Raw genomic sequence first — 24,318 nt, 5'->3', positions numbered from 1 at the left:
ATGTCCACCACCCACGCTGTCCCCGCGGAGTACGTCGACCGCCCGGAGCCGTCCGCGGTCCGGGGGAGTGCCCGCGCCCTCGGTGCCCTGCTGTGGCGCCGCCGCTGGATCGTCGCGCTCGTCGTGGTCCTGGTGGCGAACGGCGTCGCCGCCGGACTGGTCCTCACCGACCGCGAGTACACCGCGTCGGCGCGGATCGCCGTGACCCCCCGCCCGGACCTGCCGCCGTCCACGGTCGACTACACCGATCTGCTCGGCACGATCGCCGACATCGGGAGGTCCTGGCCGCTCCTCGAGGAGGTCGCGGACCAGGTGCCGGGCAGGTCCGCCGACCAGTTGCGTGACGACGTCGAGGGCGCGGTGGTCGACGGCACCGTGATCGTCCAGGTCTCGGTGACCGACACCGACGCCGAGCGGGCGGCCCGGACGGCGAACCTGATCGTCGAGCTGCTGCCCTCCGACGATCCCGCCGGCGGTGCCTTCAACTACCACGTCACCGAGGAGGCGGTGGTCCCGGACGAGCCGAGCTCGCCGAACGTCCCGGTGGCGGCCCTGGCCGGTCTGGTGCTGGCGTTCCTCCTCGCGATCGTGGCCGCCGTCGTCGTCGACCGGCTGTTCCGCACGGTGAGCGACGCCGAGGAGATGGGCGAGCTCGCCGACACCCCGGTGCTGGGCGTGATCCCGAGGCCCGCCGATCCCCGGCAGTCGGGGGCCATCGACTACTGGGCGCCGGAGTTCCAGTCGATCCGCGCCCTGCGCATCGCGGTGGAGTTCGCGAGCGCCGAGGACCCGAGCCGGCTCCTCGTCGTGACCTCGGCCGGCACCTCGGACCCGTGGGCCGGCTGGATCGAGGTCAACCTCGCCGTCGCCCTCGCCGAGGTCGGCCACCGGGTCCTCGTGGTGGACACGAGCGGCGACCCCGAGATCCACCCGGCGCTGCAGGCGCCGGGTGGGGAGCCGGGGCTGTACGACGTGCTCGCCGGCGAGCTCGACCTGGTGGACGCGGTCCGGGAGGGGCCGACGGAGAACGTCGACCTCCTCTCCGTCGGACAGGCGCACCTGGCGCCGCCCAGCCTGCTGGAGATGAGGTTCGACGGACTCCTGGAGAGCACCGAGGGCGCCTACGACGTCGTCCTCGTCCACGCCGCTCCCGTCGCGTCGTCCGAGGACGCGCGGATCATGGCGATCCACGGTGCGCTCCTGCTGACCGTGCCGTCCGGATCCGTCCACCCGCGCACGGTGCAGCGGGCGGCCGAGCACCTGCGGGACATCCAGCTGCGGATCCTCGGCAGCATCCTGGTCGGCGTCCGCGCGCCGCGCCGGCGCCGGGTCAGCGAGGTCTGATGCGTCCGGGTCTGCGGGTGGCCGTCGTCCAGCAGGGCGGCGTGCTCGGTGGCGCCGAGCGCTGGCAGCTGCATCTCGCGGACGCCACGGACCGGCTCAGCGTCACGGCCGTCGGCCTCGGGGCGGGTGCGACGACCGCGGCCTGGGCCGGACGCGGCTGGCCGGTCGCTACGGTGCCGGCAGGGAGGTCCGTCACCCGGCTCGCGAGGGCCGCCTGGCGGCTGCGCCGGGTGCTGGCACGCACCCGGCCCGACGTCGTGCTGGCCCACGGGGTCAAGGCCGGTCTGGTCGCGACCGTCGCGGCGCGTCCCGGAGGGATCCCCGTCGTCTGGGTCCGCCACGACGCGTCGTACGGCGGTGCGCTCGTCGGGCTGCTCGACCGGCTGACCCAGGGGCAGGTCGCCACCAGCTCGTGGCTGCTCGAGGGGAGGACCCCCCGCGCCGGCACGGTGGTCAACCCGCCCCGGATGCCCGAGCCGATGCCGGCCGCGGAGGCCCGGGCCGTCCTCGGCATCGATCCCGCTCCGGGCGAGCTGGTGCTCGGCATGGCGGCCCGGATCGTCCGTCACAAGGGCATCGAGGACGCCGTGCGGGCGTTGGCGCTGCCCGGCGCCGCCGCGTGGGAGCTCGTCGTCGCCGGCGTCACCGACCCGGCGGAGCCGGACGAGCAGGACCGGTTGGTCAAGATCGCGGCCGAGCTCGGCGTGGCCGAACGGGTCCGGTTCCTCGGCGAGGTGCCCGACGTCGCCCGGGTCGTGTCCGCGTTCGACGCCCTCGCGGTGCTCACCAAGCCCACGGCGGCCGAGCCCTGGCTGCGGGAGGCCTTCGGGATGTCCGCGCTGGAGGCGCTGACCGGCGGGGTGCCGGTCGTGGCCGTGCCGCCGGTCGACGACATCGCCGCGGCAGGCGGCCTCCCCGTGCGGGTCGAGCGGCCCGCCGACGTCGCCGCCGCCCTCGCGACCCTGGCCGACGCCGAGGTGCGCCGCCGCACCGGCCGTGCCGCCCGCCGGCGGGCCCAGGACTTCCCCACCGCCGACGTGGCCGGCGAGCGGCTGGCCGACTTCCTGGCGCTGCTCGTGCACCGCCCGGGTGCCGGCCACCGCGCCGCGGCTCCGATGAGCGTGGTGACCACGGTGCTCGACGACGAGCAGGGACTCACCGAGCTGCTGACCGCCCTCGTGCCCCAGCTGGCGCAGGACGACGAGCTGGTCGTCGTCGACGGTGGCTCGACCGACGGCACGGCCGAGGTGGCGCGGCGCGCCGCGGAGGCGGACTCCCGGATCCGGCTGGTCGTCCGGCCCGGCGCCGGCATCTCCCGTGGCCGCAACGTCGGCATCGGCCTTGCCCGCCACGACACCATCGCCTGCACCGACGCCGGCTGCGTGCCCACGCCCGGCTGGCTGGCCGCGCTGCGCGCCGCCTCCGACCGGCACCCGGACGTGGGCCTGTGGACCGGCACCTACCGCGTGGTCGCCGACAAGCCCTGGGAGCTCGCCCTGGCCGCCGTCGGCTACCCGTCGATCGACGAGCTCGCCCGGCCCGGCCCGGGCGTCCGCGCCTACGGCCGCCTCTTCGGCCGCAGCTTCGACCCGTCGATGCCGACGGGCCGCTCGGTCGCCTTCACTCGTCGGGCCTGGGCGGACGCGGGCGGCTTCCCCGAGCACCTCGCCACCGGCGAGGACGTCCTCTTCGGGCGGAGCATCGTCGCGGCCGGCCACCGGGCGCGGATGGTCCGCGACGCCGAGGTCGCCTGGGCCCAGCGGCCGACGCTGCTGGCGAACCTGCGCATGTTCCGCCGCTACGGCGAGGGCAGCGGTCACTCGCTCGATCGACGGCTCCTCGGCCGGGACCTGGCCCGCGCGGCGTCGTACGGCGTGGGCGCGGTGCTCCTCGCCCGCGGCGGCCGGACCTCGCGGGCGGTGGTGGCGGCCGGTGCGGCCGCCTACCTGTCGCTGCCCGCGGTCCGTGCTGCCCGCGGCCCGCGCCCCCTCGCCGCGACCGTGCTCGTGCCGCCCGTCGCGGCCGCCCGGGACCTGGCGAAGGCGTGGGGCGCCCTGTCCGCCGTCGCCGCGGGCGCGCGAGGGCGGCGATGACCGCGTCGCGTCCCTGGGCGCTCCGGGCGGGCGTGGTGGCCGTGGTCGTGCTGCTGCCGTTCGGGGACACGTCAGTCCCCGTGCTGGGGATGCGGCTGGTCCACGTCGCGATGCTGGTGCCGGCGGCGCTGGCCCTCCATCAGGTGGTCGTGCGCGGAGCACGGATCCCGGGCTCGGTCGTCCTGATCGGGTGCGGCCTCGGCCTGGTCTCCGGCGTCGTGTCGGGAGCCGACGGCGTCGACCCGTCCCGATCGGTCCCGCTCGTCGTCGGCTCGGCGATCACGACGTGCTACGCGCTGGCCGTGGCACTCGCCCACCGGCCCGGCGAGGATCTCGCCGGCCTGGAGCTGCTGGTGATCGTGGGCGGGGTGACCGCGGCGTCGGCCCTCGTGTCGGTCGGCCGCCTCCAGGCGGCGGAGGCCGGCAATGTCGTCAACGGGCGTCTGACCGGGCCGTTCTCCCAGCCCAACGAGCTGGGGATCTTCTGCGCGGCGCTGCTCCCGGTGGCGCTCGCCTGTGTCGTGACGAGCTCGTCGTGGCGTCGCGCCGCGCTCCTCTCCGCGGCCACGGCCAGCCTCGCCGTGGCCTGCGTCCTGAGCATGTCCCGGGGGGCCTGGATCGGCGCGCTGGCGTCGTTCGTGTGCCTGGCGGCCTGTGAGCCGGCCCTGCGCCGGGCGCTGCTGGCGATCGGGCTGGCCGCCGCCGCGATCTGTGGTGCCGCACTCGTCGCGCCCGTCGGCGTACCGGTCCTGGGGGTGGTCGGCGCCCGGATCCGCACCCTCGGCGACCCCACCCAGAACCAGTACGACGACCGCCCGCTGGTGTGGGCGGAGGCGTGGCGCCAGGCCGCCGATCATCCCTGGCTGGGGGTCGGTCCCGGCGGCTTCCGCTCGGCGGCCACCGACTCGGTGAGCGCCGTGGCCGCGCAGCCCCCGGAGCACCCGCACAACCTGCTGCTCACGGTCCTGGCCGACCGCGGTGTCGTCGGTGCCGCTCTCGGGATCGTGGTCGTGGCGGGCTGCGTCCTCGCGGTCCGTCGCCACGTCCTGTCGCCGCAGCAGGCGGATCCTGCCGTCCGGGTGCTGCGGATCCGCAGCATCGCGGTCATCGCCGGCCTCGCCGCGGTGGCGGTCCACGGCGGCTTCGACATGCCCCTGCGCAACCCGATCGTGTCCGGCCTGGTCTGGACGCTCCTCGGCCTGGCCGTCGTGGCGGAGACCGTCCCGCTCACGCGCTACGCCGCCGGCCACGACACAACGACGAACCGGAGGAAGTGGGTCCCCGTGACATGTTGACCACCACACATGAGGTGCAGCGACTCGGCGACCGGTGGCGGACCATCGGCCTGCTCGTCGGAGGGCTGGCCCTGCTGGTCACCCTCGGCGCGCAGCTGATCCTGCTGGTGCCGACGACCTACACAGCCACCAGCGCGGTGGCCCTCCGGCCGCTGACCGCCGAGCAGTCCGCCGACAGCATCGAGATGCAGGCGCACGAGTTCAGCGTGACCCTCGGCGCGAAGGAGTCCGCGGCCGCCGTTCTCGCGTCGGTCGCGCCCGACCGGCCCCCGCGGGTCGAGGCCACCGCCACCCGGGACCCGGGCACCGCGACGATCAGGATCGCGGTGTCCTCCACGAACCGGGACATCGCGGTCGAGGTCGCCAACGGCCTTGCCGAGCGGGCCGAGGAGCTCGGTGGGGTCGACCAGATGGCCCAGGTGGTCGTGGCCGTCCGTGCCGGCACGGCGGGGGTCACGTCCGGCCCGCCGCGCCACCTCTACTTCGCCGCGCTCGTGGCTGTCGCGGCGCTGCTGCTGGCCGGTGGCCTGTACCGGATCCGGGAGCGGACGCCATGAGCCGCCGTGCGCCCCTGGTCCTGATGTACCACGGGGTCGACCGGGTGCCCGAGGATCGCGATCCGTACGCCATGTTCGTGACGCCGGATGCCTTCCGGGCCCAGATCGAGCACCTCCTCGAGGAGGGCTTCGTCCCGTTGTCGGAGCAGGCGTTCGTCGAGGGGCGACGATCCGGCACGCTGCCGTCGCGGTCGGTGCTGATCACCTTCGACGACGGCTACGTCGGCGTCGGCGAGCACGCCGCGCCGGTCCTGGAGTCGTTCGGCGTGCCGAGCGTCCTCTACGTGCCCGCCGCTCTGGTGGGCGGCTGCTCGGACTGGCTGGAGCCGCGCCACCGGCACCCGCTGATGAGCGGCGAGGAGCTGCGGGCCGTCGACCGTCGAGGCATGGCCGTCGGAGCCCACGGGACCGACCACCGGGACCTCACCCGGGTGTCCGGCGACGAGCTGCGGCGCCAGACCGCCGGCGCCCGTCGGGCGCTGGGCGAGCTGCTCGGCCGACCCGTGACCTCCTTCGCCTTCCCGTTCGGCAGCCACGACGCGCGGGTGCGTGCGGCGGTGCGGGCCGCGGGCTATGAGACGGCCTTCGCCGTGCACGAGGCCGACGGCGGATTCGCCGTCGGCCGCGTCGACGTCAACGCCGTCGACACGATGCGCACCTTCCGGCTCAAGCTCCATCCGCTGTATCCCCGCGCGCGGCGCGTGTCCGGCCGCGTGCCCGCAGTACGCCGTGTCGTCCACGACCTCCTCGGCCGCGCCCCGCGTGAGCGGACAGTCGACCTCCCCGACCCGGCGGGTGCGCGATGACCGGCCTGGTGCGCCGCTCGACGGCCGCGATCGCGATCCTGGCGGTGGCCGGGGTCGTCGGCGTGCTGCTCGTCGGCTCCACGGCACCCTCGCCGCTCGGCGCCCAACCGGATCCCGGGCGCCAGGGCGTGGGGACGACGGCGGAGGTGACGCCCACGCCGGAGCCGGCCACGTCCCGGGCTCCGGGCGGAGACGTCGACCTCGGCTTCCAGCTCTCCGCCCACCACAGCGACCGGGCCGACCGCGCGATCGCCGTCATGGACCGCCTGCAGCGCGCGGGAGCGCGGTGGGTCCGCGTCGACGTCGGCTGGCAGACCCTCCAGCCGGAGGGGCCGGGTCCCTTCGAGCGGTGGTACGTCGACCTGCTCGACGACGTCCTCACCGGCGCCCGCGAGCGAGGCCTGCAGGTCATCGTCTCGCTCTGGCTGTCCCCGGCCTGGGCGAGCGACGGCGGCAGTCCCTACGCACCGCCGGACGACGTCGAGGACTACGCCGACGCGATCGCGACCGCGGCCCGCCGCTGGGGCGCCGACGTGGCCGCGTGGGAGATCTGGAACGAGCCGAACTTCCCCGTGTTCTTCGAAGGCGCCGATCCGGCCACCTACACCCGCCTGCTGTGCGCGGCCTACCCCGCGGTCAAGCGGTACGACGACTCGCCCGTCGTCTTCGGCGGCCTCATGTACAACGACGACGGCTGGCTCCGGCAGGCCTACGAGGCCGGCGCGAAGGACTGCTTCGACGTCCTGGCGACCCATCCCTACGTCGGCCCGAGCGACGCGCCGCCGGACACGCCGGCGGTCGGCGCCGTCTGGCGACTCACCCACACCCCGGCGGTGCGGGCGGTGATGGAGGAGTGGGCCGACGGCGACAAGCAGATCTGGATCACCGAGCTCGGCTGGTCCTCGGGACCGGACAGCGACGGCAACCCGTGGGACCGGTCGGTCACCCCGCGCCAGCAGGCGGCGTACCTCGGCGACGCGGTGCGGCTGGTCCGCTCCAGGTACCCCTATGTCGGACCGATCATCTGGTACCGCGACGTCGACGGCCCGACGGACACCTACCAGGACGGCTTCGGCCTGCTGCACCCCGGCCTCCGCCCGAAGCCGGCTCTGCGCGCGCTGCGGGACGCGGCCCGCGGCCGATGACCGCGGTGATGGATCAACCCCCGACCCGACCGGCACTGGAGTGACATGACGGTGATCGTCTCCCGCGCGGCCCCCGAGGTGGGGCCGTCGCCGGCGCGCCCCCGCGCCACGGGGCGATCGGTGCGGGCTCTGCTGCCGAACCTGCTGCCGAGCCTGCCGGCGGGCGCGGGATGGCTGGCGCTCGGCGCCGTCGCGTCCAAGGCGTCGCAGACCCTGGTGCTGCTGCTCGTCGCGGCGGTGCTCGATCCTGCTGCCCTGGGCGTCGTGGCACTCGGCGCGGCGCTGCTCAACGTGACGACGGTGCTGGCGGATCTGGGCACCGCCACCGCCCTCGTCCACTTCCGGGGCGATGCCGAGCGGGCGGCCCGGTCCGCGGTCACGCTCGCGCTGGTCACCTCGCTCGGCCTGGTGACTGTCGTCTGGGTCGCCGCGCCGTGGCTCGCCGGCCTGCTCCGGGTCGGCGCGCCCGGCGCCGAGGTGTTCCGCGGCGTCGTGCTGTGCGTGCCGTTGGCCGCGGTGGGCGGGATCAGCGCCGAGCTGCTGCGCCGGCGCCTCGACTTCCGCCGGCGGATCCTGCCCGATGTCGTGGGCAGCGCGGTCGGCGCGGCCGTCACCGGCGTCGCGCTGGCGGCCGGTGCCGGTGCGTTCGCCCTGGTCCCGGGCCAGCTCGCCCAGGCCGTGGTCGCGCTCGCCCTGCTGTGGACCCTGCGCCCGCCGGTGCGACCGGGCTGGTCCGCCCGCGACGCCGCGACGCTGCTGTCGTACGGCAGCGGTCTCGCCGGTGGCGCCCTGCTGTCCCTCGTCATGCTCAACGTCGACTACGCCCTCGTCGCGCACCGGCTCGGCGCCGACGACCTGGGCGCCTACTCGATGGCGTTCCGGATCGCGTTCATGCCCTACCTGCTCGTCGCCGTCGTGATCGGCGGCGCGGTCTTCCCGCAGCTGTGCCGGCTGCGGGGCGCAGCGGTCGGCGAGTCCGCCGTCGCGGCGACGGTCGTGGTCCAGCGCCTGCTCGTGCCGGTCTATACGGCGATGGTGGTGCTTGCCCCCCTCCTGCGGCTGCTGGGCGACGAATGGGCGGTCGCCGTGCCGGCACTGCGCTGGCTCGCGGCCTACGGCCTGGTGCTGAGCGTGCTGGAGCCCCTGCTCGTCGCGCTCCGCGCGGTGGGCCGCACCGCCGACACCCTCGGCCTCGCCGCACTGCACGTCGTCCTGCTGGTCCTGCTCCTCGGCCGCTACGTCGAGCGCGGGATCACCGCGGTCGCCGTCACCCAGCTGGCTGCCGCCCTCGTCACCCTGGCCGCGGCCGCGGTCCTGGTCACCGTCCGGGTGCCGGGGTTCCGGTGGTCGGACCTCGCCCGGCGGACGGTGCCGCTGATGCCGGCGCGGGCCGTCGCCGACGCGCTGTCCCGCTCGCCCGGCCGGCCACGCCGCCTCGTGGCGACCGTGCTCGCGCCGGCCGTGCTGGTCGTGCTGGCGGTGGGTGCCGGGCTCGTGGCGGCGCGCGCGCCGTACGTCGCGCTCGCGGTGGTCGCCGGCCTGGCCGCGCTCGCCGCCGCCGTCCTGCGCGTCGAGTGGGCGGCGATCGCGCTCGTCGTCGCCGCGCCCTTCGCCCACCTGCTCCAGGAGGAGATCCACCCGGCGGCCTTCAAGGCGGCGGGAGCGGTCCTGTTCGTGTCCTGGTCGGTGCGGGTGCTGCATGATCCGCGCCCGCGGGGGCTGCGGCGCCCCGGACTGGTCGCGCTCGGGGCGCTGGTCGTGGTCCTGGTCGCGTCCTTCGTTGCCAACGGCGCCGACGTGGTCGCCGGTGGCGACCACGTCGTGAGCTATGCCGCCCATGCTCTGGTCGTGGTGGTCCTGGTCGACCTCCTGCGCCGCAGCCGTCCCGGTCCCACGGCGTTCGCACGCCGGCTCGCGACCGCCTACGTCCTGTCCTGCACCGCCGCGGGGGCGGTCGGCCTGGTCTCGTTCCTGGTCCACGGCGGCCGCGCGGCCGGACCGCTGGCGGACCCGAACGACCTGGCCTTCTTCCTGATCACGGCGCTGCCCTTCGCCGTGCTCCATGACCGCCGCTCCACAGCCGCTACCTGGGGGAACGGCTGTGGAGCGGTGCTCCTCGTCGCCACACTCGCCACCTTCTCCCGCGGTGCGCTGGTCGGCCTCCTGGCGATGGTCGTGGTCGCCCTGCTGCTCCGCGCCGTCCGGCCGGTGACGCTCCTCGGCGTCGGAGCGCTGGCGGCCGTCTGCGCGATCGTGGTCGGCGTGACCCACGGGGACGTGGTCGCCCGCGGCCTGGCCGAGAAGGAGCACGTTGCGGCCGGCAACGTCGCCCAACGCCTGACGGCCGCGACGGTCGCCGTCGACATGACCGCCGCCAACCCGGTCCTCGGACAGGGACCTGGCGGGTTCGCGGCGGAGCGGACGCGCTTCCTCCCGGCCGGCGGGACCGGGGTCCGCGAGACCGTCGCCCACCAGATGTACCTCGACGTCAGTGCCGAGCTCGGCCTGGCCGGTCTGGCCGCCTTCCTCGCCGTCCTGGTGCTCGCCGCCCGGGGGGCGCTGCGGGCCCGCCGGACGGGCCAGGGCCGCCGGACGGGGGAGGACCGCCGGACAGGCCAGGACCGCTCGCTGGCCGACGCCGTCCTGGTGGCGCTGGCCGGCGCCGCCACCGCCGCCTGCTTCCTCAGCGAGCAGTACTTCCTGCCGATCTGGCTGCTCGCCGCCCTCGGCCTGGGCATCGAACCGCTGCGCACCCGTCTCTCGGCCCCCTGGGGAGAGCGGCGATGACCCGGCGCGTGCTCCAGGTGCTGACCCAGGCCCACGGCGGTCCGGTCGATCACGCGGTCGACGTCGCCATCGAGCTCGCCGCGCTCGGCCACGACAGCCGACTGGCCGGCCCCGCGGGACCCCACCTGGTCCGAGCGGCGGCAGGAGGAGTGCGCACGCACCTCCTCAGCATCCACAGCGGCTCCGACCTCCGCGGCCTGCGGGCGGCGGCCACACTGCTCGCCGGCGTGCGGCCCGACCTCGTCCACCTGCAGGACCGCCGTGCCGGCCTCGTCGGCCGGATCCTCGCCCGACGGCACGGCATCCCCGCGGTCTACACGCTGCACGGCGTGCCGGACCAGCTCGCCGGCCTGGTGCCGGGCAACCTCTCGACGGGGCCGGCACGTCGCCGGGACCGGGTCGCCTACCTGACCGGGGAGCGGCTGCTGGCAGCCACCCGGCGCACCGTCGTCGTCACGCCGTGCGAGGCGCTGACGACGTACGCGCGCGACCACGTCGGAGTCCCCGCGGCCCGGGTCCGCACCGTTCCCAACGGCGTCGGCCGGACCTGGCTGGACCTACCGGGACCGGACCGGCGACCGGTCGGCCGCGTCACCGCCGCCTGGCTCGGTGTGATGCAGCCGGTCAAGCGGGTGCCCGACCTGGTCCGGGCCGTCGCCCGGGTGCCGGACCTCACCCTCGACCTGATCGGGGACGGCCCGCAGCGCGCGCGGGTCGAGGCGGCCGTGGCCCGCACCGGTTGCGCCGATCGGGTGCGGTTCCTCGGGTTCCTTCCCGACCCGGCACCGCAGCTGCGCGCCGCCGACCTGCTCGTCCTGCCGTCGGCCGCCGAGGCGTGCCCGATGGCGGTCCTCCAGGCGATGGCGTCCGGCCTTCCCGTCGTCGCCACCCGGGTCGGCGGCATCCCCGAGATCGTCCGCGACGGCGTCGACGGGCTGCTCGTCGACGCCGGTGCCGAGGACCAGCTCGTCGCCGCGCTGCGGGCACTGGCCGCCGACGCGCCGCTGCGCACCCGGATGGGCGCGGCGGCACGCCGGCGGGTGGCCGAGCGGTTCACCGCCGAGCGCTGCGCGCGCGAGCTGCTCGCTGTCTATGAGGAGATCGGATGAGGATCCTGACCGTCATCGCCGAGCTCGGCGTCGGAGGCGCCGAGACGATCGCGGTGGCCCTGGCGAGTGCTGCCGCCGCCGACGGCCACGAGGTCTGGGTGGCGAGCGGGCCCGGCCACCGGATCCCCGCGCTGGAGGCCGCCGGCGTGCGCCACGTACCGGTGCCGCTCGTCGGTCGCGGTCCGGCCGGCCTGGCCCGTTCGCTCCGTCGGCTGCGCTCGCTGCCGCCGCCCGATCTCGTCCACGCCCACAACCCCAAGGCCTCGCTCGTGGCAGGCCTGGCGCTCGGCGGACGGGCGCCCGTGCTCACCACCCTGCACGGGGTGGCGGGCCACGACAGCCGCCGCGCCGCGCGCATCCTGCGCCGGGTGAGCGATCGTGTCGTGGTCGTCTCGCCCCACCTCGGTGAGGCCCTGGCGGGGGAGGGCTACCCGGGCTCCCGGATCGACGTCGTGCCGACCGCGCTCGAGCCGCTGCCGGCGTACCCGCGCGGACGGGCGCGCGCCGAGCTCGGCCTGCCACCCGACGTGCCCGTCGGGCTGTGCCTGGCCCGGATGGTGCCGCAGAAGCGCCACGACCTGCTGGTCGAGGCGTGGCCCGTCGTCGCGGACCGTGCCCTCCTGCTCCTCGCCGGTGACGGTCCGCGACGGGGACGGGTGCTGGCCGACATCGACCGCCACGGGGTCGGTGCGAGCGTCCACCCGCTCGGGGAGCGCGCCGACGTCCCGCGACTGCTGGCGGCCAGCGACTTCCTGGTGCTGCCGACCGACTGGGAGGGGCTGCCGGTCGCGGTGCTCGAGGCGCTCGCCGCCGGTCTTCCTGTGCTCGCCTCCGGCGTGAGCGGGCTGGTCGAGCACTTCGGCGGTGCGGTCCGGTTCGTGGCGCCCGGGTCGGTCGCGGCCCTCGCCGCGGGCCTGGTCGACCTGGTGGACCAGGAGGGCCTCCGGGCGGAGCTGGCGCGACGGGGACGGGCACGGGTGACGAGCCGCTTCTCGGTGGCCCGCATGGTCGCGCACTACGACGACATCTACCTGCGTCTCGCCGGTCGCCCCGGCGACCGGCGGATGGGGACAGGAGTGACCCGATGAATCACCACCCGAGCCGCAGCCGCCGACGACACAGCTGGTCGCTCCGCGCCGGCGTGCTGCTGGTGCTCGCCGGCCTGGTCGCCGGCGGCCTGCTGCTGACCGGCGTGATCGGCGGACCTGACGAGCGTCGCGATCGGACCCGGCTCCAGGTCGGCCTGATCATGCCGCAGCCGCCCGGCCCGGCGGCGGATCCGGCGGTTGATCCGGCGGCCGGTCCGGCCGCGGACGGCGACGTGCTGGCGGTGCGCTCGTGGGGCCGGGAGGCCGGTCAGCTGGCGGTGCTGGTGGGCAACGAGTCGACGGAGCCGATCGCGAGCGCGCGGGTCCGGGTGATCGCCCGCGACGCGGCGGGCGCCGTGGTCCTGTCGACGAGCGGCACCGACGCCGATGTGTGCTGCTCGGTCGTCGGGCTGCCGGCCGGCGCGGAGTTCGGCCTGTTCGTCCCGCTCGCTGCGGACGTGCCCGAGATCGCCACCGTGGCCGTCGAGACGCTGAGCGCCGAGACGGGTTCCCCCGCGGACGCGACGGTGCGCGTGGGCGCCGCCGACCTCCGCCGGTACGACGACGACACGGTCGTCGCCGTCCGGTTGAAGGCGCGCGGCCGGCTCTCCGGCTTCGTCGCCGTCCAGGCGCTGCTCGTCGACGGGGAGGGCGAGGTGGCCCAGGTGATCTCGGGCCGCTTCTACTGCTTCCGTCCCGGTGCCGCCCGCACGGTCCGCCTGCATCTGTTCCACGCCGTGCCGCCCGGCCTCCGCCTCGATCGCGTGCTGGCCTACCCGATCCCGGACGGGGTGCGTCCGCACGTGCCGGGGCGGTGCCGATGAGCCATCCCGTGACGACGGGCGCGGACGTCCTGGTCACCGGTGGAGCCGGCTACATCGGCAGCACCGTGGTCTCGGCGCTCTCGGACGCCGGTCACCGGCCGGTCGTGCTCGACGACCTCTCGGCCGGACGGCGCGCGTTCCTGCGTGGTCGCGCGGCATACGTCGGCGACATCGCCGACCGTGCCCTTCTCCGGCGGGTGCTCCGGGAGAATCCCGGCGTGCGGACCGTCGTGCACTGCGCCGCCCGGGTGGTGGTCCCGGAGTCCGTGCGCGAGCCGGCGGCGTACTACCGCACGAACGTCGCGGGCACCTTCGAGCTCGCGGAGACGCTGCTGGCCTGCGGCGTCACCCGACTCGTGTTCAGCGGCTCGGCGGCGATCTATGCGCCGGGCCCGGACCTGGGTGTCGACGAGTCGTCGCCGTGGGACCCGCGGAGCCCCTACGCGCGGACCAAGGCGGTCGCCGAGACGTTGCTGGCCGACCTCGCCGCGGCGACGTCGCTCCGCGTCCTCTCGCTGCGCTACTTCAACCCCGTGGGCGCGGACCCATGGCTGCGGACGGGTCCCTACCAGCCGGATCCGAGCCATGTGCTCGGCCGGCTCCTGACGGCACATCGGACCGGGCGGCCCTTCCCCCTCACCGGGGTCGACTACCCGACGGTCGACGGCACGGGCGTGCGCGACTACGTCCACGTCTGGGACCTGGCCCGGGCCCATGTCGCCGCCCTCCGGCACTTCGACCGCGCTCTCGGGGACGCACGTCATGCCGCCGTCGACCTCGGCACGGGCAGCGGTACGACGGTGCGCCAGCTGATCACGACGTTCGAGCAGGTGACCGGGCGGCAGCTGCCGGTGGTCGAGGCACCTCGCCGTGCGGGCGACACGGTCGGCGCGTTCACCCGCAGCACCCGCGCGCGACGCCTGCTCGGCTGGCGGCCCGAGCGGACCCTCGCGGACGGCATCGAGGACGCCCGGGCCTGGTCCCGTGGCCGGCACCCGGATCGGGAGGCATCATGACGACGTTCACGACGCAGGTGGAGGTCGGCGGGGCGGCCACGGCCCGGCTGGGCCGGCTGTCCGGCTGGATCGACGAGCGCAGCGCGGAGTTCTGCACCACCGCCGACTGGCTCCGGGCCGCGGCCCGGCACCTGCCCGGGACTCCGGTCGTGATCACCGTCGGGCCTGCCGACGCGCCGGCGGCGCTGGCCGCCCTGTCGCTGGGCTCGCGCCGCGGCATCCGCCGGATCGAGCTCCTGGGCGGTGACCTCAACGACTACGGACGGCTCTTCCACGAGGACGACGTGGCCGCGGCGGCCCTCGCCGACGCTCTGGTCCGGTGGCTGGCGTCGCACCGGTCGTGGTCGCTCGACCTCGACCAGCTGGACCCCGACGACGCGGCCGTGCGGGTGCTCACGGAGCGGCTGCCGGGCTGCCGGGTCGAGACCGGCCCGCCGATGCCGCGGATCGAGGGCGTCGGCGGCACCTTCCGGATCAGCCGCAACCGGCGGCGCAGCGTCCGCCGGGCCACGGGCCGGCTCGACGCGGACGGCCGGGCCTGGCGGACGGTCGTGGCCACGGACCTCGACGACGTCGAGCGCTGGCTGCCCGTCCTGGTCGAGGTACGGCGGCGACGCGACCATGCCGCGGGGCGCCGCAGTCACCTCGACGACCCCCGGATGAGGTCGTTCCACGAGGCGGTGCTCCTCGACGCGGCCGCCCGCGGTCGGCTGGTGGTCGACGTGCTGGTCGTCGACGACGACGTCGCCGGCTACGCCGTGACGATGGTCGACGGCGAGACCTACCGCCTGTTCGACGGCCGGGTCGCGGAGGAATGGCAGCGCTACCAGGGCGGCATCGTCTGCGACATGCTCGCCGTGGTCCGGGCCGCGGAGGCGCCCGGCGTCACCACCTTCGACTGGCTGCGGGGACGGACCGAGGCCAAGTTCGGCGACCACGAGACCCGGAGGGTGGCCGTGCGCGCCGCCTCCGGGGCCGTGGTCGTGGCCGTCGATGCGTGGGCGGACGGACTGCGCCGCAGGGCGCGCGCCGCCGTGCCCGCGTCCCTCGTGCGCAGCCTCGTCGCGCGATGACGCAGGTCGCGGAGCAGACCGAGACCCTGCGGCGTACCGGCGCGACCGTGCTCGCCCTCGGCGCCTCGGAGCTCCTGGGCAAGGTGGCCACCTTCCTCACGGTGCTCGTGATGGCACGGCTGCTCGGGGTGGCCGACTTCGGTCTGCTCTCCTTCGGTCTCAGCCTCGGCCTGCTGCTGTCCGTGCTCTCGGGGCTGGGCCTGGACGCGCGGCTGATCCAGCTCGGCAGCGCGCGGCCCGAGCTCCTGGACCGGTGCTACGGCGGGCTGGTCGGGATCCGGCTCGTGCTCGCGAGCGCCGTGCTCGCGGCGACCGCGGCCGTCCTGTTCGCCACGATGGCGCCGCACGAGGCCGAGATCGTCGCGCTGCTGGTCGCGAGCTGCCTGCTCGACACGGTCACCGACGCGTCCCGGGCGGCCTGCGCCGCCCGCCAGCGTCAGCAGCTCTCGGCCCTGGTGCTCGTGCTCCAGCGGTTCTCGGTGCTGGTGCTGTGCGGGGGGATGCTGCTGGCCACGCGGAGCGCCGTCGACGGTGCCGTCGGCTACCTGCTCGGCACGGCGGTCGGCGTCCTCGGCATGCAGGCGGCCGCGCGCCGGGCCGGGGCCCGGATGCGGGTCCGGGGGAGCAGGGCCGAGGTCCGCCTGGTGCTGCGGGCCGCGCCTGTCACCGGGCTCGGAGACATCGCGGCGATGGGCGTCTTCCGCATCGACGCGGCCCTGATCGGCGTCATGCTCGGCACCACCGCCGTCGGCATCTACGGCGCGGGCTACCGGGTCTTCGAGTCGATCCTCTTCGTGAGCTGGACCCTCTCGCGTGCGTACGTCCCGGTCATCGCCAGCCGTCCCGACGACCGCCGGCACATCCGGACGTGGGCCGAGCGGGGACTGGTCGTGGCGTGCGCGGTCTACCTGCCGTACGGCGTGGTGATCGCGCTGCGGGGCGACGACCTGGTGGCCCTCCTCTTCGGTGACCAGTACGTCCACCCCGGCGTGCTGCTCGGCCTCGCCGCCGCCCCGCTGCTGTTCGGCGTCACCCACGTGTGCGCCTCCGTGCTCCTCGCGCTGCGGCCCGACCCCGTCGTCCTGGTCGCGAGCGTGCTCGCGCTGGCGGTGAACATCGGCATGAACGTCCTCCTCGTCCCGCGGTGGGGCATCACGGCTGCCGCGGTGGCCACCACGACCGCGTTCCTGGTGGAGTCCGTCGTCCTCGGGGTGGCGCTCACCCGGGTCGCCGGCCGGTTCTGCCGGCTCCGGCCGCTCCTGGCCCTCGTCCCCGGAACGGTCGTCGCCGGTGTCGTGGTCGAGCTGGTCGCCGACGTCGCGCTCGCCCTGCCCGCCGGCGCGGGGGCGTTCCTGCTGGTCTGGGCCGCCGCGAGCCGGGTGCTCGACCCCGTCCTGTTCGGGAACGTTGTCGCATTGCTGCGCAACCGACCCCGCGGGGCTGGGATGATGGGGGCGTGAGCACCGACCTGTACGCCGTCACCGTCCTCGGCCACGACCGTCCCGGCATCATCGCCGCCACCACGGCCGGCCTCGCGGAGCTCGGGCTCAACATCGAGGACTCCACCATGACCCTGCTGCGCGGGCACTTCGCCATGATGCTGCTGTGCCGCGGCGGCTCCGACGTCGCCGCCATCGAGCGGGCCCTCGCCCCACTCGCCGCCGGCGGGGACCTCGATGTCGCCGTCCGGCCGGTCGCCGCCGGTCCCACGCCCGCCGCCGGAGGCAGTGCCTGGGTGCTGACCGTCCACGGCGGGGACCGCTCCGGCATCGTCTCCGCGGTCGTCACCGAGGTCGCCGCCGCCGGGGGGAACATCACGGACCTGACCACCCGTCTCGCGGGCGACCTCTACCTGCTCGTCGCCGAGCTCGACCTGCCGGTGGACGCCGACGTCGCCGCGGTCGAGAGGGCCATCCGGACCGCGGCCGAGCGGGTCGGCGTCACCGCGACCCTGCGCCTCGCCGAGGCCGACGAGCTGTGAACAGCGAGCGGGTGGCGGCCTGGACCGAGGCCGAGCTCGGTGTCGAGGGCCGCGTGCTCGACGTCGTCCGGGCGCCCGACGGCGTGCTCTCCGCGCGCGGTGCCGACGTCGACCCGACGTCCGCCGACATCGTGCAGCTCGCCGCCGACCTGGTCGCGACGATGCGGGTCAGCCCCGGCTGCGTCGGCCTCGCCGCCAACCAGGTCGGCGTCGGCGTCCGGATGTTCTGCGTCGACGTCGTCGAGCACCCCAAGACCCGCACCCAGCACGGCACCTTCGTCCTCTGCAACGCCGAGGTCGTCGAGTCCAGCCGCAACGAGAGGGCCCGCGAGGGCTGCATGAGCGTCCCGGACCTCACCGGCGACGTGAAGCGGGCCGCGCGGCTCACCGTCCGCGGCGAGCTGCCCGGTACGGGCGAGAAGGTCGAGTTCAGCACCGACGCCTTCGAGGCACGCGCCCTGCAGCACGAGATCGACCACACCGACGGGCTGCTCTTCCTCGACCGGGTCGCCGGGGCGCACGCGATCTACCCGCGCCAGACCTACTTATAGGGATCAGCCGGCAGCTACCGGTTCCGCCCCCGTATCCCAACTGGCAGAGGAAGCCGCCTTAAAAGCGGTTCAAGTGTGGGTTCGACTCCCACCGGGGGCACCCGTCCAGCGGTCGAGAAGCAGCACGACGACCGCCGCGCCGGCGAGGATGGCGACCACCGCGCAGGCACCGAGGGCCCGGGCCGCCGACGCGGCGTCGGGGCGCGCGGTGAGGCTGCTGCAGACGGCGACACCGACCGCGAGGCCGAGCTGCCGGACCGCGTTCACCGCGCTCGTGGCGGCCGCCTCGGAGCCCTGCGGTGCCGCCTCGAGCGTGAGAATCGGCAACGCGGGCGAGACCACCCCCGCCGCGAGCCCGGACACGACGAGGAACGGGAGCAGCCCGGCCCAGCCGAGGTCGAGCGCGACGCAGGTCCCGCTGGCGGCGGCGACGCCGATCGCCAGGGTCGTCGCGCCGAGCGTCCATGACGCCCGCGTGCGGCGAAGCCGGGGACTGAGCAGACCCGATGCCGCGATGAACGCGCCGAGCTGGACCACCAGCAGGAGCGAGACGGGGAACGCGGCGATGCCGACGGACACCTGCAGCCAGGTGGCGATGCCGGGAAGGGCACCGAACGTCGCGAAGTAGTAGGCGAACGACGTGACGAGCACGGCGACGAAGCGTCGCGACCGCAGGATCCCGGGTGGCAGCACCGGATGCGCCGCAGCGCGCTCGACGGCCACGAGACCGGCGAGCGCGAGCGCGGCGACCGCGACGGACCCGAGCACCTGGGCGTCGCGCGCGGTGGTGCTGCCGAGGCGGGCGACGGCGTAGGCGAGGCCGGTGACCGCGGTCGTCGCCAGCGCCGTGCCGGCCCAGTCGACCTTCACGGGCGAGGCCGGCGCGTGCCCGCGGTCGGAGGGGGACAGCCGGAGACCACTGATCAGCAGCAGCGACAGGGCGCAGAAGGGGAGGGCGGCGAGGAAGAGCCAGCGCCAGCCGAGGAGCCCGGTGAGCAGCCCGCCGGCGACCGTACCGACGGCCGACGACGCCCCGGCCACGGCGCCCCAGATCGCGAAGGCGAGCGCTCGGCGGCGCGCCTCGGTGTAGACCGTGCCGATGAGTGCGGGGATGCAGCCGAACATGAGCGCGCCCGCGACGCCCTGCGCGGTGCGGCCGGCGATCAGCCAGGCGACGTCGGGTGCGAGCCCGGCGACGAGCGTCGCGCCGGTGAAGCCGGCGACACCGATGACGTAGACCCGCTGGGTCCCGAACGCGTCTCCGATCGACCCCGCGCCGAGCAGGAGGCCGGCCAGCGCCACCGGGTAGCTGTTCACGACCCACTGCAGGGCGCCGACGCCGGCCCGGAGGTCGGCGCCGATGGCCGGGAGGGCCACGGTCAGGACGGCGGTGTAGGCCATCAGCAGGAAGGTGCCGAGGCAGCAGGCGACGAGTGGCCGCCAGCCGGTCGTCTCCGAGATCTCGGACGCGTCGGATGTCTCGGGCGTCGTGGACGGCACGGGCATACGCCTACGGTGATGTAATGCTCTTGTGCGGGTAAACCCTTACGTGCCGGAGCTCCTGGGCGTCGTCGCCTCGCTCGTCAACGAGCGTCCCGCGGACCTCGGTGAGCTGGAGGAGCGGTGGCGCTCGTTCGGCATGCCGGTCGACAACCCCGCCGGGCCTCGCGACACCGGCGCGGTGCGCCGCTTCCTCGACGCCTGGGAGGCGCTGGCCGACGAAGCCGACGAGGGTGCCCGCGTGGTGCTGCTCAACGGGCTGCTCCGTCGCTTCGCCAGCGCCCCGCTCGTCACCGACCACGACGGCAGCGGTTGGCACCTGCACTACCGCGCGGCCGACGCGAGCCTCGGCGAGACCCTCGCGGCGTCGGTCAGCGTCGCGACCGCCGAGCACCTCACCCGCAACGGGATGCACCGGATCGGGCGGTGCGCCCGGGCGAACTGTCGTCGGGTATTCGTCGATCTCAGTCGCCCCGGCCGCCAGCGCTACTGCTCGCACCCGTGTGCGAACCGCGACGCGGTACGGCGCCACCGCCGGTCCAGGGCGACGTCCAGGGCGACGTCCAGCGCGACGTCCGGGGCTGACGTCCGGGACTGACGCCCGCTGTCTTCTGCTCAGAGCAGAACTCCTCGCGCAGGCCCCGGTCGGGCCCGGTCGCCCACCTACGATGAGGCATGGCCGAGGAGCAGAGGGCGGCGGAGCCGCTGTGGCGGGACCTGGTGGGACGACGGCTGCGCGACCTGCGCCGGGGGCGCGGCGAGACGCTGACCGAGACGGCGGGGCGGGCCGGCATCTCGCCGCAGTACCTCTCCGAGATCGAGCGGGGCGTCAAGGAGCCGAGCAGCGAGATGATCGCGGCCGTCCTCGGTGCCCTCGGCACGACGCTCCTCGACCTCACGACCTCGGTCGCCGGCGACCTGCGGCCCGTGACGGTGCCCCTGGCCGTCCCGGTGGCCGTCTCGGGCTCGGTCTACGCCCTCGCGGCCTGAGCGATCGAGGCCGGCGCCCGGTTCTCGATCACGTGGTCGATCAGCCCGTACTCCCGGGCGGCGGCCGCCGTGAACACCCGGTCGTGGTCGGTGTCGGCCCGCAGGGTCGCGGTGTCCTGGCCCGTGTGCCGGGACAGGATCTGCTCGATGTCGGCGCGCACCCGCACCACCTCGTCGGCCTGCAGGATCAGGTCGGGGATCGGGCCCCGGCCCTGGACGGCCGGCTGGTGCAGCACCACCCGGGCGTGCGGAAGCGCCGCCCGCTTGCCCGCCGCCCCGGCGGCCAGCAGCACGGCTCCGACCGCGATCGCCTGGCCCACGCAGGTCGTCGCGACGTGGGGGCGGATGAACTGCATCGTGTCGTGCACCGCCAGCATCGCGCTCGGGTCGCCGCCCTCGCAGTTGATGTAGAGGTGGATGTCGCGGTCCGGGTTGTCGGCCTCGAGGTGCAGGAGCTGCGCGACCAGTGAGTTCGCGACGCCCGCGTCGATCGCGGTGCCGAGGTAGACCACGCGCTCGGTCAGCAGGTGGGAGTAGACGTCCATGATCCGCTCGCCCCGGGGGTGCTGGGCGATCACGTTGGGGACCAGGTAGCTGCTCATCGGGCCGCTCCCGTCCCGGTCGCCGCGAAGCCGCCGAGCCCGAGCGGGCCGCGTCGCGGCGGCACCAGCACGTCGTACGACGACACGATCTCGTCGACGAAGCCGTACTCCAGCGCCTGCTGGGCGGAGTACCACCGGTCGTGCAGCGAGTCCTCGAACACCCGCTCCAGCGGCTGCCCCGTGTCCTCGGCGATGAGCGCGAGCACGGTGTCGCGGGTGTGTCGCAGGTCCTGCGCCTGCAGCTCGATGTCGACCGCGGTGCCGGCGATCCCGGCGGACCCCTGGTGCATGAGGACCCGGGCATGGGGGAGCGCCCGCCGCTTGCCCCGCGTGCCCGAGGACAGCAGGAACTGTCCGGCGCTGCAGGCGATGCCGAGCGCGAGGGTCGCGACGTCGCACGGCACCAGCCGCATCACGTCGCGGATCGCGAGCATCGCCGGCACCGAGCCGCCGGGGGAGTGGATCCACAGCACGATGTCGGCGTTCGGGTCGTCGGCGGCGAGGGCCACCAGCTGGGTCGTCAGCAGCACGCCGTTGTCGTCGTCCAGGGCTCCGTCCAGGACCAGCACGCGCTGCTGGAGCAGCTCGCGTCGTACCCGGTCGTCGAACATGCGGGGTCGGTTTTCGTCGCTCATGTCCCCACTGTCGGCGGCACGCGTGGCCCGGACCAGGCGGTTCCGCCCACGGCAGCGGGCCGCTGCCGACAGCAGCGCTTGACTTCATGTCCACCTGAAGCGGGAGAGTGGTGGCATGCACCGACACGACCATGATCACGACTCAACGCTCGAGACGCTGCGCGACGCCCTGACGGCCGGCTTCTGGGACGAGCGGTACGGCGGCAGCGACCGGGTCTGGAGCGGGAGGCCCAACCAGCGACTGGTCGAGCAGACCGCGGACCTGCGGCCCGGGACCGCGCTCGACGTGGCGTGCGGCGAGGGTGGCGACGCGATCTGGCTGGCCAAGCAGGGCTGGCAGGTGACCGCCGTCGACGTGTCCCAGGTGGCGCTGGCCAAGGTCGCCGCGCACGCCGGGGACGAGGGGATCGGCGAGCGGATCCGGATCGGCTTCTACGACGCCCTCGCCGACCCGCGCCCGGCCGGCCGGCACACCTTCGACCTGGTGACGGTCAGCTTCCTCCACGTCCCGGAGCCCGACTTCGCCGCGGTCTACCGCGGCGTCGCGGACGCCGTCGCCCCCGGTGGCCGCCTCCTCGTCACCGCCCACCACCCCGACGACGTCACCACCGGAGCCCGCCACGACCACGGTCCGGGGCTGATGTTCGAGCCGGACCGCGTCCTCGAGACGCTCGGTGCCGGGCCCGACGGCGACTGGGACGTCGAGGTCGCCGACACCCCCGTGCGCGAGCAGGCCACGCCCGACGGGCCGCTGCTCGTGCGGGACACCGTGGTGCGGCTGCGCCGACGCTGATCGGGCCGCCGCCGGCACGCCGAAGTCCGCTTTCGGGAACCTTTGGCAACGACCGAGCGTTGCACCAGCATCGAGACACCTAGACTGTAGGTGGAAGGGCGTCCACCGTGGCCGCCCAGCAGACTCGCAAGCCTGCGGAGGAGACCATGCAGAGCAACAACCCGGTGTTCCGGCGCTCCGAGGAGTTCAACCGGTCCGGAGCCGCTGCCTACCAGGGCTTCGGTGAGCCGCAGTACGGCGGCTACCAGCAGCCCGGCTACCCCGCCCCGGAGGCGCCGACCGGCGCTCGCCCGGGCCGGATGACCATCGACTCGGTCGTCCAGTCGACCGCGATCACCCTGGCCGTCGTCTTCGTGACGGCGGGTGCCACCTGGTTCCTCACCCCGGCCATCGAGGGTGCGGACGTCGCCCAGGACCTGGCGCCGCTCTACGCCGCGTCGGCGATCGGCGGCATCCTCGCGTTCGTGCTGTCGCTGGTGAACTCGTTCAAGCGGGAGATCAGCCCGGCGCTCGTGCTCGCCTTCGCGGCCGCCGAGGGCGTCGCGCTCGGCGCGATCAGCAAGACGTTCGACGCCTTCATCGGCGACACGATCGTCCTGCAGGCCGTCCTGGGCACCATGGCCGCGTTCGCCGGCACGCTGGCGGCGTACAAGTTCTTCGACATCAAGGTCGGCAACAAGTTCCGCACCATGGTGACGGCCGCGATGTTCGGCATGGTCGGCCTCGGCCTCATGGAGATCGTCCTCAGCATGTTCAGCGCCGACCTCGGCCTGTTCGGCTTCGGCCCGATGGGCCTGCTGTTCGCGGTCGCCGGCCTCGTGCTCGGTGTGTTCATGCTGGTCATGGACTTCGACTTCGTCGAGCAGGGTGTCCGCAACGGCATCCCGGAGCGCGAGTCGTGGCGGGCGTCGTTCGCGATGACCGTCAGCCTGGTCTGGATCTACACCAACCTGCTGCGCATCCTCGCGATCCTCCAGCAGGACTGACCTCCGCGTCGTACGACGGCCCCGGCCCCACCTCGGTGGGGTCGGGGCCGTCGTGTCTTGTTCGGTAGTTGAACCGAGAACCCAGACCAGCCTCAGGCGGGATCCGGGGCCGTCTCGTGCTGCTCGGGAGCCTCGCCGGGGACGTGCTTGCGTCCGCGGCGGTGCCGCAGCTCCACCCACAGGCCGCGGACACCGGCCCGGCGACCGCCGACCTCGGTGCCGCCCAGCTCGGTGCCGGGCTCGTTGACGGCCTGGACGGCCGCGCGGGTCACGGGCAGCACGCCCTCGCCGCGGTAGGCCTCGAGGCCCGCCTCGTCGGGAGCGTGCTCGAGCGCGGCGAGGACCGACGGGACGAGGACCCCGGCCAGTGCCTGGTAGCCCTCGGCGGAGGGGTGGAACTGGTCGGGACCGAAGAGCAGCGCGGGTGCCGCCGCGAACTCCGGCCCGAGGATGTCGCCGAGCGACACGGTCCGGCCGCCCTCCTCGACCACCGCGATGGTCTGCGCCGCGGCCAGCCGCCGCGACCAGGCCCGCGCGACCTGGCGCAGCGGGGGAGCGATCGGCTGGACGGTGCCCAGGTCCGGGCAGGTGCCCACGACCACGGTCGCCCCCGCCCCGATCAGTCGTCGTACGCCGTCCGACAGCGAGCGCACCGAGTGGGAGGGCCGCACCGTGTGGGTGACGTCGTTGCCACCGATCAGGATGACGGCGGCGTCGGGCTCGATCGGCAGCGCCCGGTCGACCTGGGCCGCGAGGTCGGACGACTTCGCCCCGACGACGCAGTACTCGCGCAGGTAGACCCGCCGGTCGGCGTGCTCGGCGACGGCGGAGGCGATCAGTGCGCCAGGTGTCTCCTCGACCCGCTCCACGCCGTAGCCGGCGGCGCTGGAGTCGCCGAGCAGGGCGATCCGGATGGCGGGGCCGGGTCGGCCGCGGCCGTACCAGCCGGTCGCGTCCGGCGGCGGCTCGTCGCGGGCGGGGCCGATCGTCTTGCGGGCGATCCTCGCCTCCGCGGAGAGGATGCCGTAGAGGCCCGCGCCGAGCGCGGAGAGCCCGCCCCCGCCGTACAGTGCGGCGGCGGCGAGCTTGCGGGCTGCGGACGCCTTGCTCACGGCCGCAACTCTACGGAGGCACCGATACGGT

At 75.0% G+C, this 24,318-nt stretch carries 23 protein-coding genes and 1 tRNA gene; 20 read left to right on the top strand and 4 right to left on the bottom strand.

What is annotated here, in order from left to right:
* The 16 genes from KVF89_RS05670 (at position 1) to KVF89_RS05585 (ending at position 17,769) form a co-directional block, all read left to right on the top strand.
* Positions 1 to 1,344: a tyrosine-protein kinase domain-containing protein gene (locus KVF89_RS05670; protein WP_257424123.1), complete on the top strand. Its 1,344-nt coding sequence runs from the start codon at positions 1 to 3 to the stop codon at positions 1,342 to 1,344.
* The gene (locus KVF89_RS29960; protein WP_273475550.1) at positions 1,344 to 3,437 is read left to right on the top strand and encodes a glycosyltransferase; all 2,094 of its coding nucleotides are present in this window, start codon (positions 1,344 to 1,346) and stop codon (positions 3,435 to 3,437) included. Before KVF89_RS05670 ends, KVF89_RS29960 begins: the two co-directional genes overlap by 1 nt.
* A complete protein-coding gene (locus KVF89_RS05650) occupies positions 3,434 to 4,732 on the top strand; it encodes an O-antigen ligase family protein (protein WP_257424485.1) in 1,299 nt (432 codons plus the stop codon). The genes KVF89_RS29960 and KVF89_RS05650 overlap by 4 nt, the downstream gene beginning before the upstream one ends.
* Positions 4,726 to 5,289, top strand: a complete 564-nt coding sequence (locus KVF89_RS05645) for a hypothetical protein (protein WP_257424122.1) — start codon at positions 4,726 to 4,728, stop codon at positions 5,287 to 5,289. The genes KVF89_RS05650 and KVF89_RS05645 overlap by 7 nt, the downstream gene beginning before the upstream one ends.
* On the top strand, positions 5,286 to 6,095 hold the full coding sequence (locus tag KVF89_RS05640) for a polysaccharide deacetylase family protein (RefSeq protein WP_257424121.1): 810 nt from the start codon (positions 5,286 to 5,288) through the stop codon (positions 6,093 to 6,095). The genes KVF89_RS05645 and KVF89_RS05640 overlap by 4 nt, the downstream gene beginning before the upstream one ends.
* A complete protein-coding gene (locus KVF89_RS05635) occupies positions 6,092 to 7,240 on the top strand; it encodes a cellulase family glycosylhydrolase (protein WP_257424119.1) in 1,149 nt (382 codons plus the stop codon). The genes KVF89_RS05640 and KVF89_RS05635 overlap by 4 nt, the downstream gene beginning before the upstream one ends.
* A 45-nt stretch (positions 7,241 to 7,285) precedes the next feature.
* Positions 7,286 to 10,027 carry an oligosaccharide flippase family protein gene (locus KVF89_RS05630; RefSeq protein WP_257424118.1) on the top strand — a complete coding sequence of 914 codons (2,742 nt, stop codon included), beginning with the start codon at positions 7,286 to 7,288 and terminating at the stop codon, positions 10,025 to 10,027.
* Positions 10,024 to 11,136, top strand: a complete 1,113-nt coding sequence (locus tag KVF89_RS05625) for a glycosyltransferase family 4 protein (protein ID WP_257424116.1) — start codon at positions 10,024 to 10,026, stop codon at positions 11,134 to 11,136. The genes KVF89_RS05630 and KVF89_RS05625 overlap by 4 nt, the downstream gene beginning before the upstream one ends.
* Complete coding sequence (locus KVF89_RS05620; RefSeq protein WP_257424114.1) at positions 11,133 to 12,224, top strand: glycosyltransferase; 1,092 nt, start codon at positions 11,133 to 11,135, stop codon at positions 12,222 to 12,224. Before KVF89_RS05625 ends, KVF89_RS05620 begins: the two co-directional genes overlap by 4 nt.
* The gene (locus KVF89_RS05615) at positions 12,221 to 13,048 is read left to right on the top strand and encodes a hypothetical protein (protein ID WP_257424112.1); all 828 of its coding nucleotides are present in this window, start codon (positions 12,221 to 12,223) and stop codon (positions 13,046 to 13,048) included. Before KVF89_RS05620 ends, KVF89_RS05615 begins: the two co-directional genes overlap by 4 nt.
* The gene (gene galE, locus KVF89_RS05610; protein WP_257424111.1) at positions 13,045 to 14,064 is read left to right on the top strand and encodes a UDP-glucose 4-epimerase GalE; all 1,020 of its coding nucleotides are present in this window, start codon (positions 13,045 to 13,047) and stop codon (positions 14,062 to 14,064) included. Before KVF89_RS05615 ends, galE begins: the two co-directional genes overlap by 4 nt.
* Positions 14,061 to 15,137 (top strand): GNAT family N-acetyltransferase, encoded by a 1,077-nt coding sequence (locus KVF89_RS05605; protein ID WP_257424110.1) that lies wholly within the window; start codon positions 14,061 to 14,063, stop codon positions 15,135 to 15,137. Before galE ends, KVF89_RS05605 begins: the two co-directional genes overlap by 4 nt.
* Positions 15,134 to 16,597 (top strand): oligosaccharide flippase family protein, encoded by a 1,464-nt coding sequence (locus KVF89_RS05600; RefSeq protein WP_257424108.1) that lies wholly within the window; start codon positions 15,134 to 15,136, stop codon positions 16,595 to 16,597. The genes KVF89_RS05605 and KVF89_RS05600 overlap by 4 nt, the downstream gene beginning before the upstream one ends.
* Positions 16,594 to 17,118, top strand: a complete 525-nt coding sequence (locus KVF89_RS05595) for a glycine cleavage system transcriptional repressor (RefSeq protein WP_257424106.1) — start codon at positions 16,594 to 16,596, stop codon at positions 17,116 to 17,118. Before KVF89_RS05600 ends, KVF89_RS05595 begins: the two co-directional genes overlap by 4 nt.
* Positions 17,115 to 17,669 carry a peptide deformylase gene (gene def, locus KVF89_RS05590; RefSeq protein WP_257424104.1) on the top strand — a complete coding sequence of 185 codons (555 nt, stop codon included), beginning with the start codon at positions 17,115 to 17,117 and terminating at the stop codon, positions 17,667 to 17,669. The genes KVF89_RS05595 and def overlap by 4 nt, the downstream gene beginning before the upstream one ends.
* 25 nt (positions 17,670 to 17,694) lie before the next feature.
* Positions 17,695 to 17,769, top strand: a tRNA-Leu gene (locus KVF89_RS05585).
* Here KVF89_RS05585 and KVF89_RS05580 read toward each other — a convergent pair.
* Positions 17,739 to 19,175, bottom strand: coding sequence for an MFS transporter (locus tag KVF89_RS05580; protein ID WP_257424103.1), 1,437 nt, complete (start codon positions 19,173 to 19,175; stop codon positions 17,739 to 17,741). The two genes, KVF89_RS05585 and KVF89_RS05580, sit on opposite strands and share 31 nt — an antisense overlap.
* Before the next feature lie 25 nt (positions 19,176 to 19,200).
* Here KVF89_RS05580 and KVF89_RS05575 point away from each other — a divergent pair, with 25 nt between their 5' ends.
* The gene (locus tag KVF89_RS05575) at positions 19,201 to 19,767 is read left to right on the top strand and encodes a CGNR zinc finger domain-containing protein (RefSeq protein WP_257424101.1); all 567 of its coding nucleotides are present in this window, start codon (positions 19,201 to 19,203) and stop codon (positions 19,765 to 19,767) included.
* Between the two features lie 77 nt (positions 19,768 to 19,844).
* Positions 19,845 to 20,159 carry a helix-turn-helix domain-containing protein gene (locus KVF89_RS05570; protein ID WP_257424100.1) on the top strand — a complete coding sequence of 105 codons (315 nt, stop codon included), beginning with the start codon at positions 19,845 to 19,847 and terminating at the stop codon, positions 20,157 to 20,159.
* Here the strand turns inward: KVF89_RS05570 and KVF89_RS05565 are convergent.
* Both KVF89_RS05565 and KVF89_RS05560 read right to left on the bottom strand, forming a co-directional pair.
* Positions 20,141 to 20,761 carry a ClpP family protease gene (locus KVF89_RS05565; protein WP_257424098.1) on the bottom strand — a complete coding sequence of 207 codons (621 nt, stop codon included), beginning with the start codon at positions 20,759 to 20,761 and terminating at the stop codon, positions 20,141 to 20,143. The genes KVF89_RS05570 and KVF89_RS05565 overlap by 19 nt on opposite strands.
* Positions 20,758 to 21,396 carry a ClpP family protease gene (locus KVF89_RS05560; RefSeq protein ID WP_257424097.1) on the bottom strand — a complete coding sequence of 213 codons (639 nt, stop codon included), beginning with the start codon at positions 21,394 to 21,396 and terminating at the stop codon, positions 20,758 to 20,760. Before KVF89_RS05560 ends, KVF89_RS05565 begins: the two co-directional genes overlap by 4 nt.
* A 115-nt stretch (positions 21,397 to 21,511) precedes the next feature.
* On the opposite strand from KVF89_RS05560, the gene KVF89_RS05555 reads away from it, so the two are divergent.
* Both KVF89_RS05555 and KVF89_RS05550 read left to right on the top strand, forming a co-directional pair.
* A complete protein-coding gene (locus KVF89_RS05555; RefSeq protein WP_257424095.1) occupies positions 21,512 to 22,189 on the top strand; it encodes a class I SAM-dependent methyltransferase in 678 nt (225 codons plus the stop codon).
* A 146-nt stretch (positions 22,190 to 22,335) separates the two neighbouring features.
* Complete coding sequence (locus KVF89_RS05550) at positions 22,336 to 23,175, top strand: Bax inhibitor-1/YccA family protein (RefSeq protein ID WP_257424094.1); 840 nt, start codon at positions 22,336 to 22,338, stop codon at positions 23,173 to 23,175.
* A 92-nt stretch (positions 23,176 to 23,267) separates the two neighbouring features.
* Here the strand turns inward: KVF89_RS05550 and KVF89_RS05545 are convergent, their stop codons facing one another.
* Positions 23,268 to 24,287, bottom strand: coding sequence for an SGNH/GDSL hydrolase family protein (locus KVF89_RS05545; RefSeq protein ID WP_257424093.1), 1,020 nt, complete (start codon positions 24,285 to 24,287; stop codon positions 23,268 to 23,270).
* Positions 24,288 to 24,318: the final 31 nt, after the last annotated feature.

The sequence above is a fragment of the Nocardioides carbamazepini genome, from assembly GCF_024614185.1.
Classification (GTDB): domain Bacteria; phylum Actinomycetota; class Actinomycetes; order Propionibacteriales; family Nocardioidaceae; genus Nocardioides; species Nocardioides carbamazepini.
This window is presented reverse-complemented; position numbering and strand designations above follow the sequence as displayed.

Bases quoted from the DNA above. Each gene is read 5' to 3' on its own strand.
- KVF89_RS05670 (WP_257424123.1), top strand. From the start codon at position 1: ATGTCCACCACCCACGCTGTCCCCGCGGAGTACGTCGACCGCCCGGAG.
- KVF89_RS29960 (WP_273475550.1), top strand. From the start codon at position 1,344: ATGCGTCCGGGTCTGCGGGTGGCCGTCGTCCAGCAGGGCGGCGTGCTC.
- KVF89_RS05650 (WP_257424485.1), top strand. From the start codon at position 3,434: ATGACCGCGTCGCGTCCCTGGGCGCTCCGGGCGGGCGTGGTGGCCGTG.
- KVF89_RS05645 (WP_257424122.1), top strand. From the start codon at position 4,726: ATGTTGACCACCACACATGAGGTGCAGCGACTCGGCGACCGGTGGCGG.
- KVF89_RS05640 (WP_257424121.1), top strand. From the start codon at position 5,286: ATGAGCCGCCGTGCGCCCCTGGTCCTGATGTACCACGGGGTCGACCGG.
- KVF89_RS05635 (WP_257424119.1), top strand. From the start codon at position 6,092: ATGACCGGCCTGGTGCGCCGCTCGACGGCCGCGATCGCGATCCTGGCG.
- KVF89_RS05630 (WP_257424118.1), top strand. From the start codon at position 7,286: ATGACGGTGATCGTCTCCCGCGCGGCCCCCGAGGTGGGGCCGTCGCCG.
- KVF89_RS05625 (WP_257424116.1), top strand. From the start codon at position 10,024: ATGACCCGGCGCGTGCTCCAGGTGCTGACCCAGGCCCACGGCGGTCCG.
- KVF89_RS05620 (WP_257424114.1), top strand. From the start codon at position 11,133: ATGAGGATCCTGACCGTCATCGCCGAGCTCGGCGTCGGAGGCGCCGAG.
- KVF89_RS05615 (WP_257424112.1), top strand. From the start codon at position 12,221: ATGAATCACCACCCGAGCCGCAGCCGCCGACGACACAGCTGGTCGCTC.
- galE (WP_257424111.1), top strand. From the start codon at position 13,045: ATGAGCCATCCCGTGACGACGGGCGCGGACGTCCTGGTCACCGGTGGA.
- KVF89_RS05605 (WP_257424110.1), top strand. From the start codon at position 14,061: ATGACGACGTTCACGACGCAGGTGGAGGTCGGCGGGGCGGCCACGGCC.
- KVF89_RS05600 (WP_257424108.1), top strand. From the start codon at position 15,134: ATGACGCAGGTCGCGGAGCAGACCGAGACCCTGCGGCGTACCGGCGCG.
- KVF89_RS05580 (WP_257424103.1), bottom strand. From the start codon at position 19,175: ATGCCCGTGCCGTCCACGACGCCCGAGACATCCGACGCGTCCGAGATC.
- KVF89_RS05570 (WP_257424100.1), top strand. From the start codon at position 19,845: ATGGCCGAGGAGCAGAGGGCGGCGGAGCCGCTGTGGCGGGACCTGGTG.
- KVF89_RS05565 (WP_257424098.1), bottom strand. From the start codon at position 20,761: ATGAGCAGCTACCTGGTCCCCAACGTGATCGCCCAGCACCCCCGGGGC.
- KVF89_RS05560 (WP_257424097.1), bottom strand. From the start codon at position 21,396: ATGAGCGACGAAAACCGACCCCGCATGTTCGACGACCGGGTACGACGC.
- KVF89_RS05555 (WP_257424095.1), top strand. From the start codon at position 21,512: ATGCACCGACACGACCATGATCACGACTCAACGCTCGAGACGCTGCGC.
- KVF89_RS05550 (WP_257424094.1), top strand. From the start codon at position 22,336: ATGCAGAGCAACAACCCGGTGTTCCGGCGCTCCGAGGAGTTCAACCGG.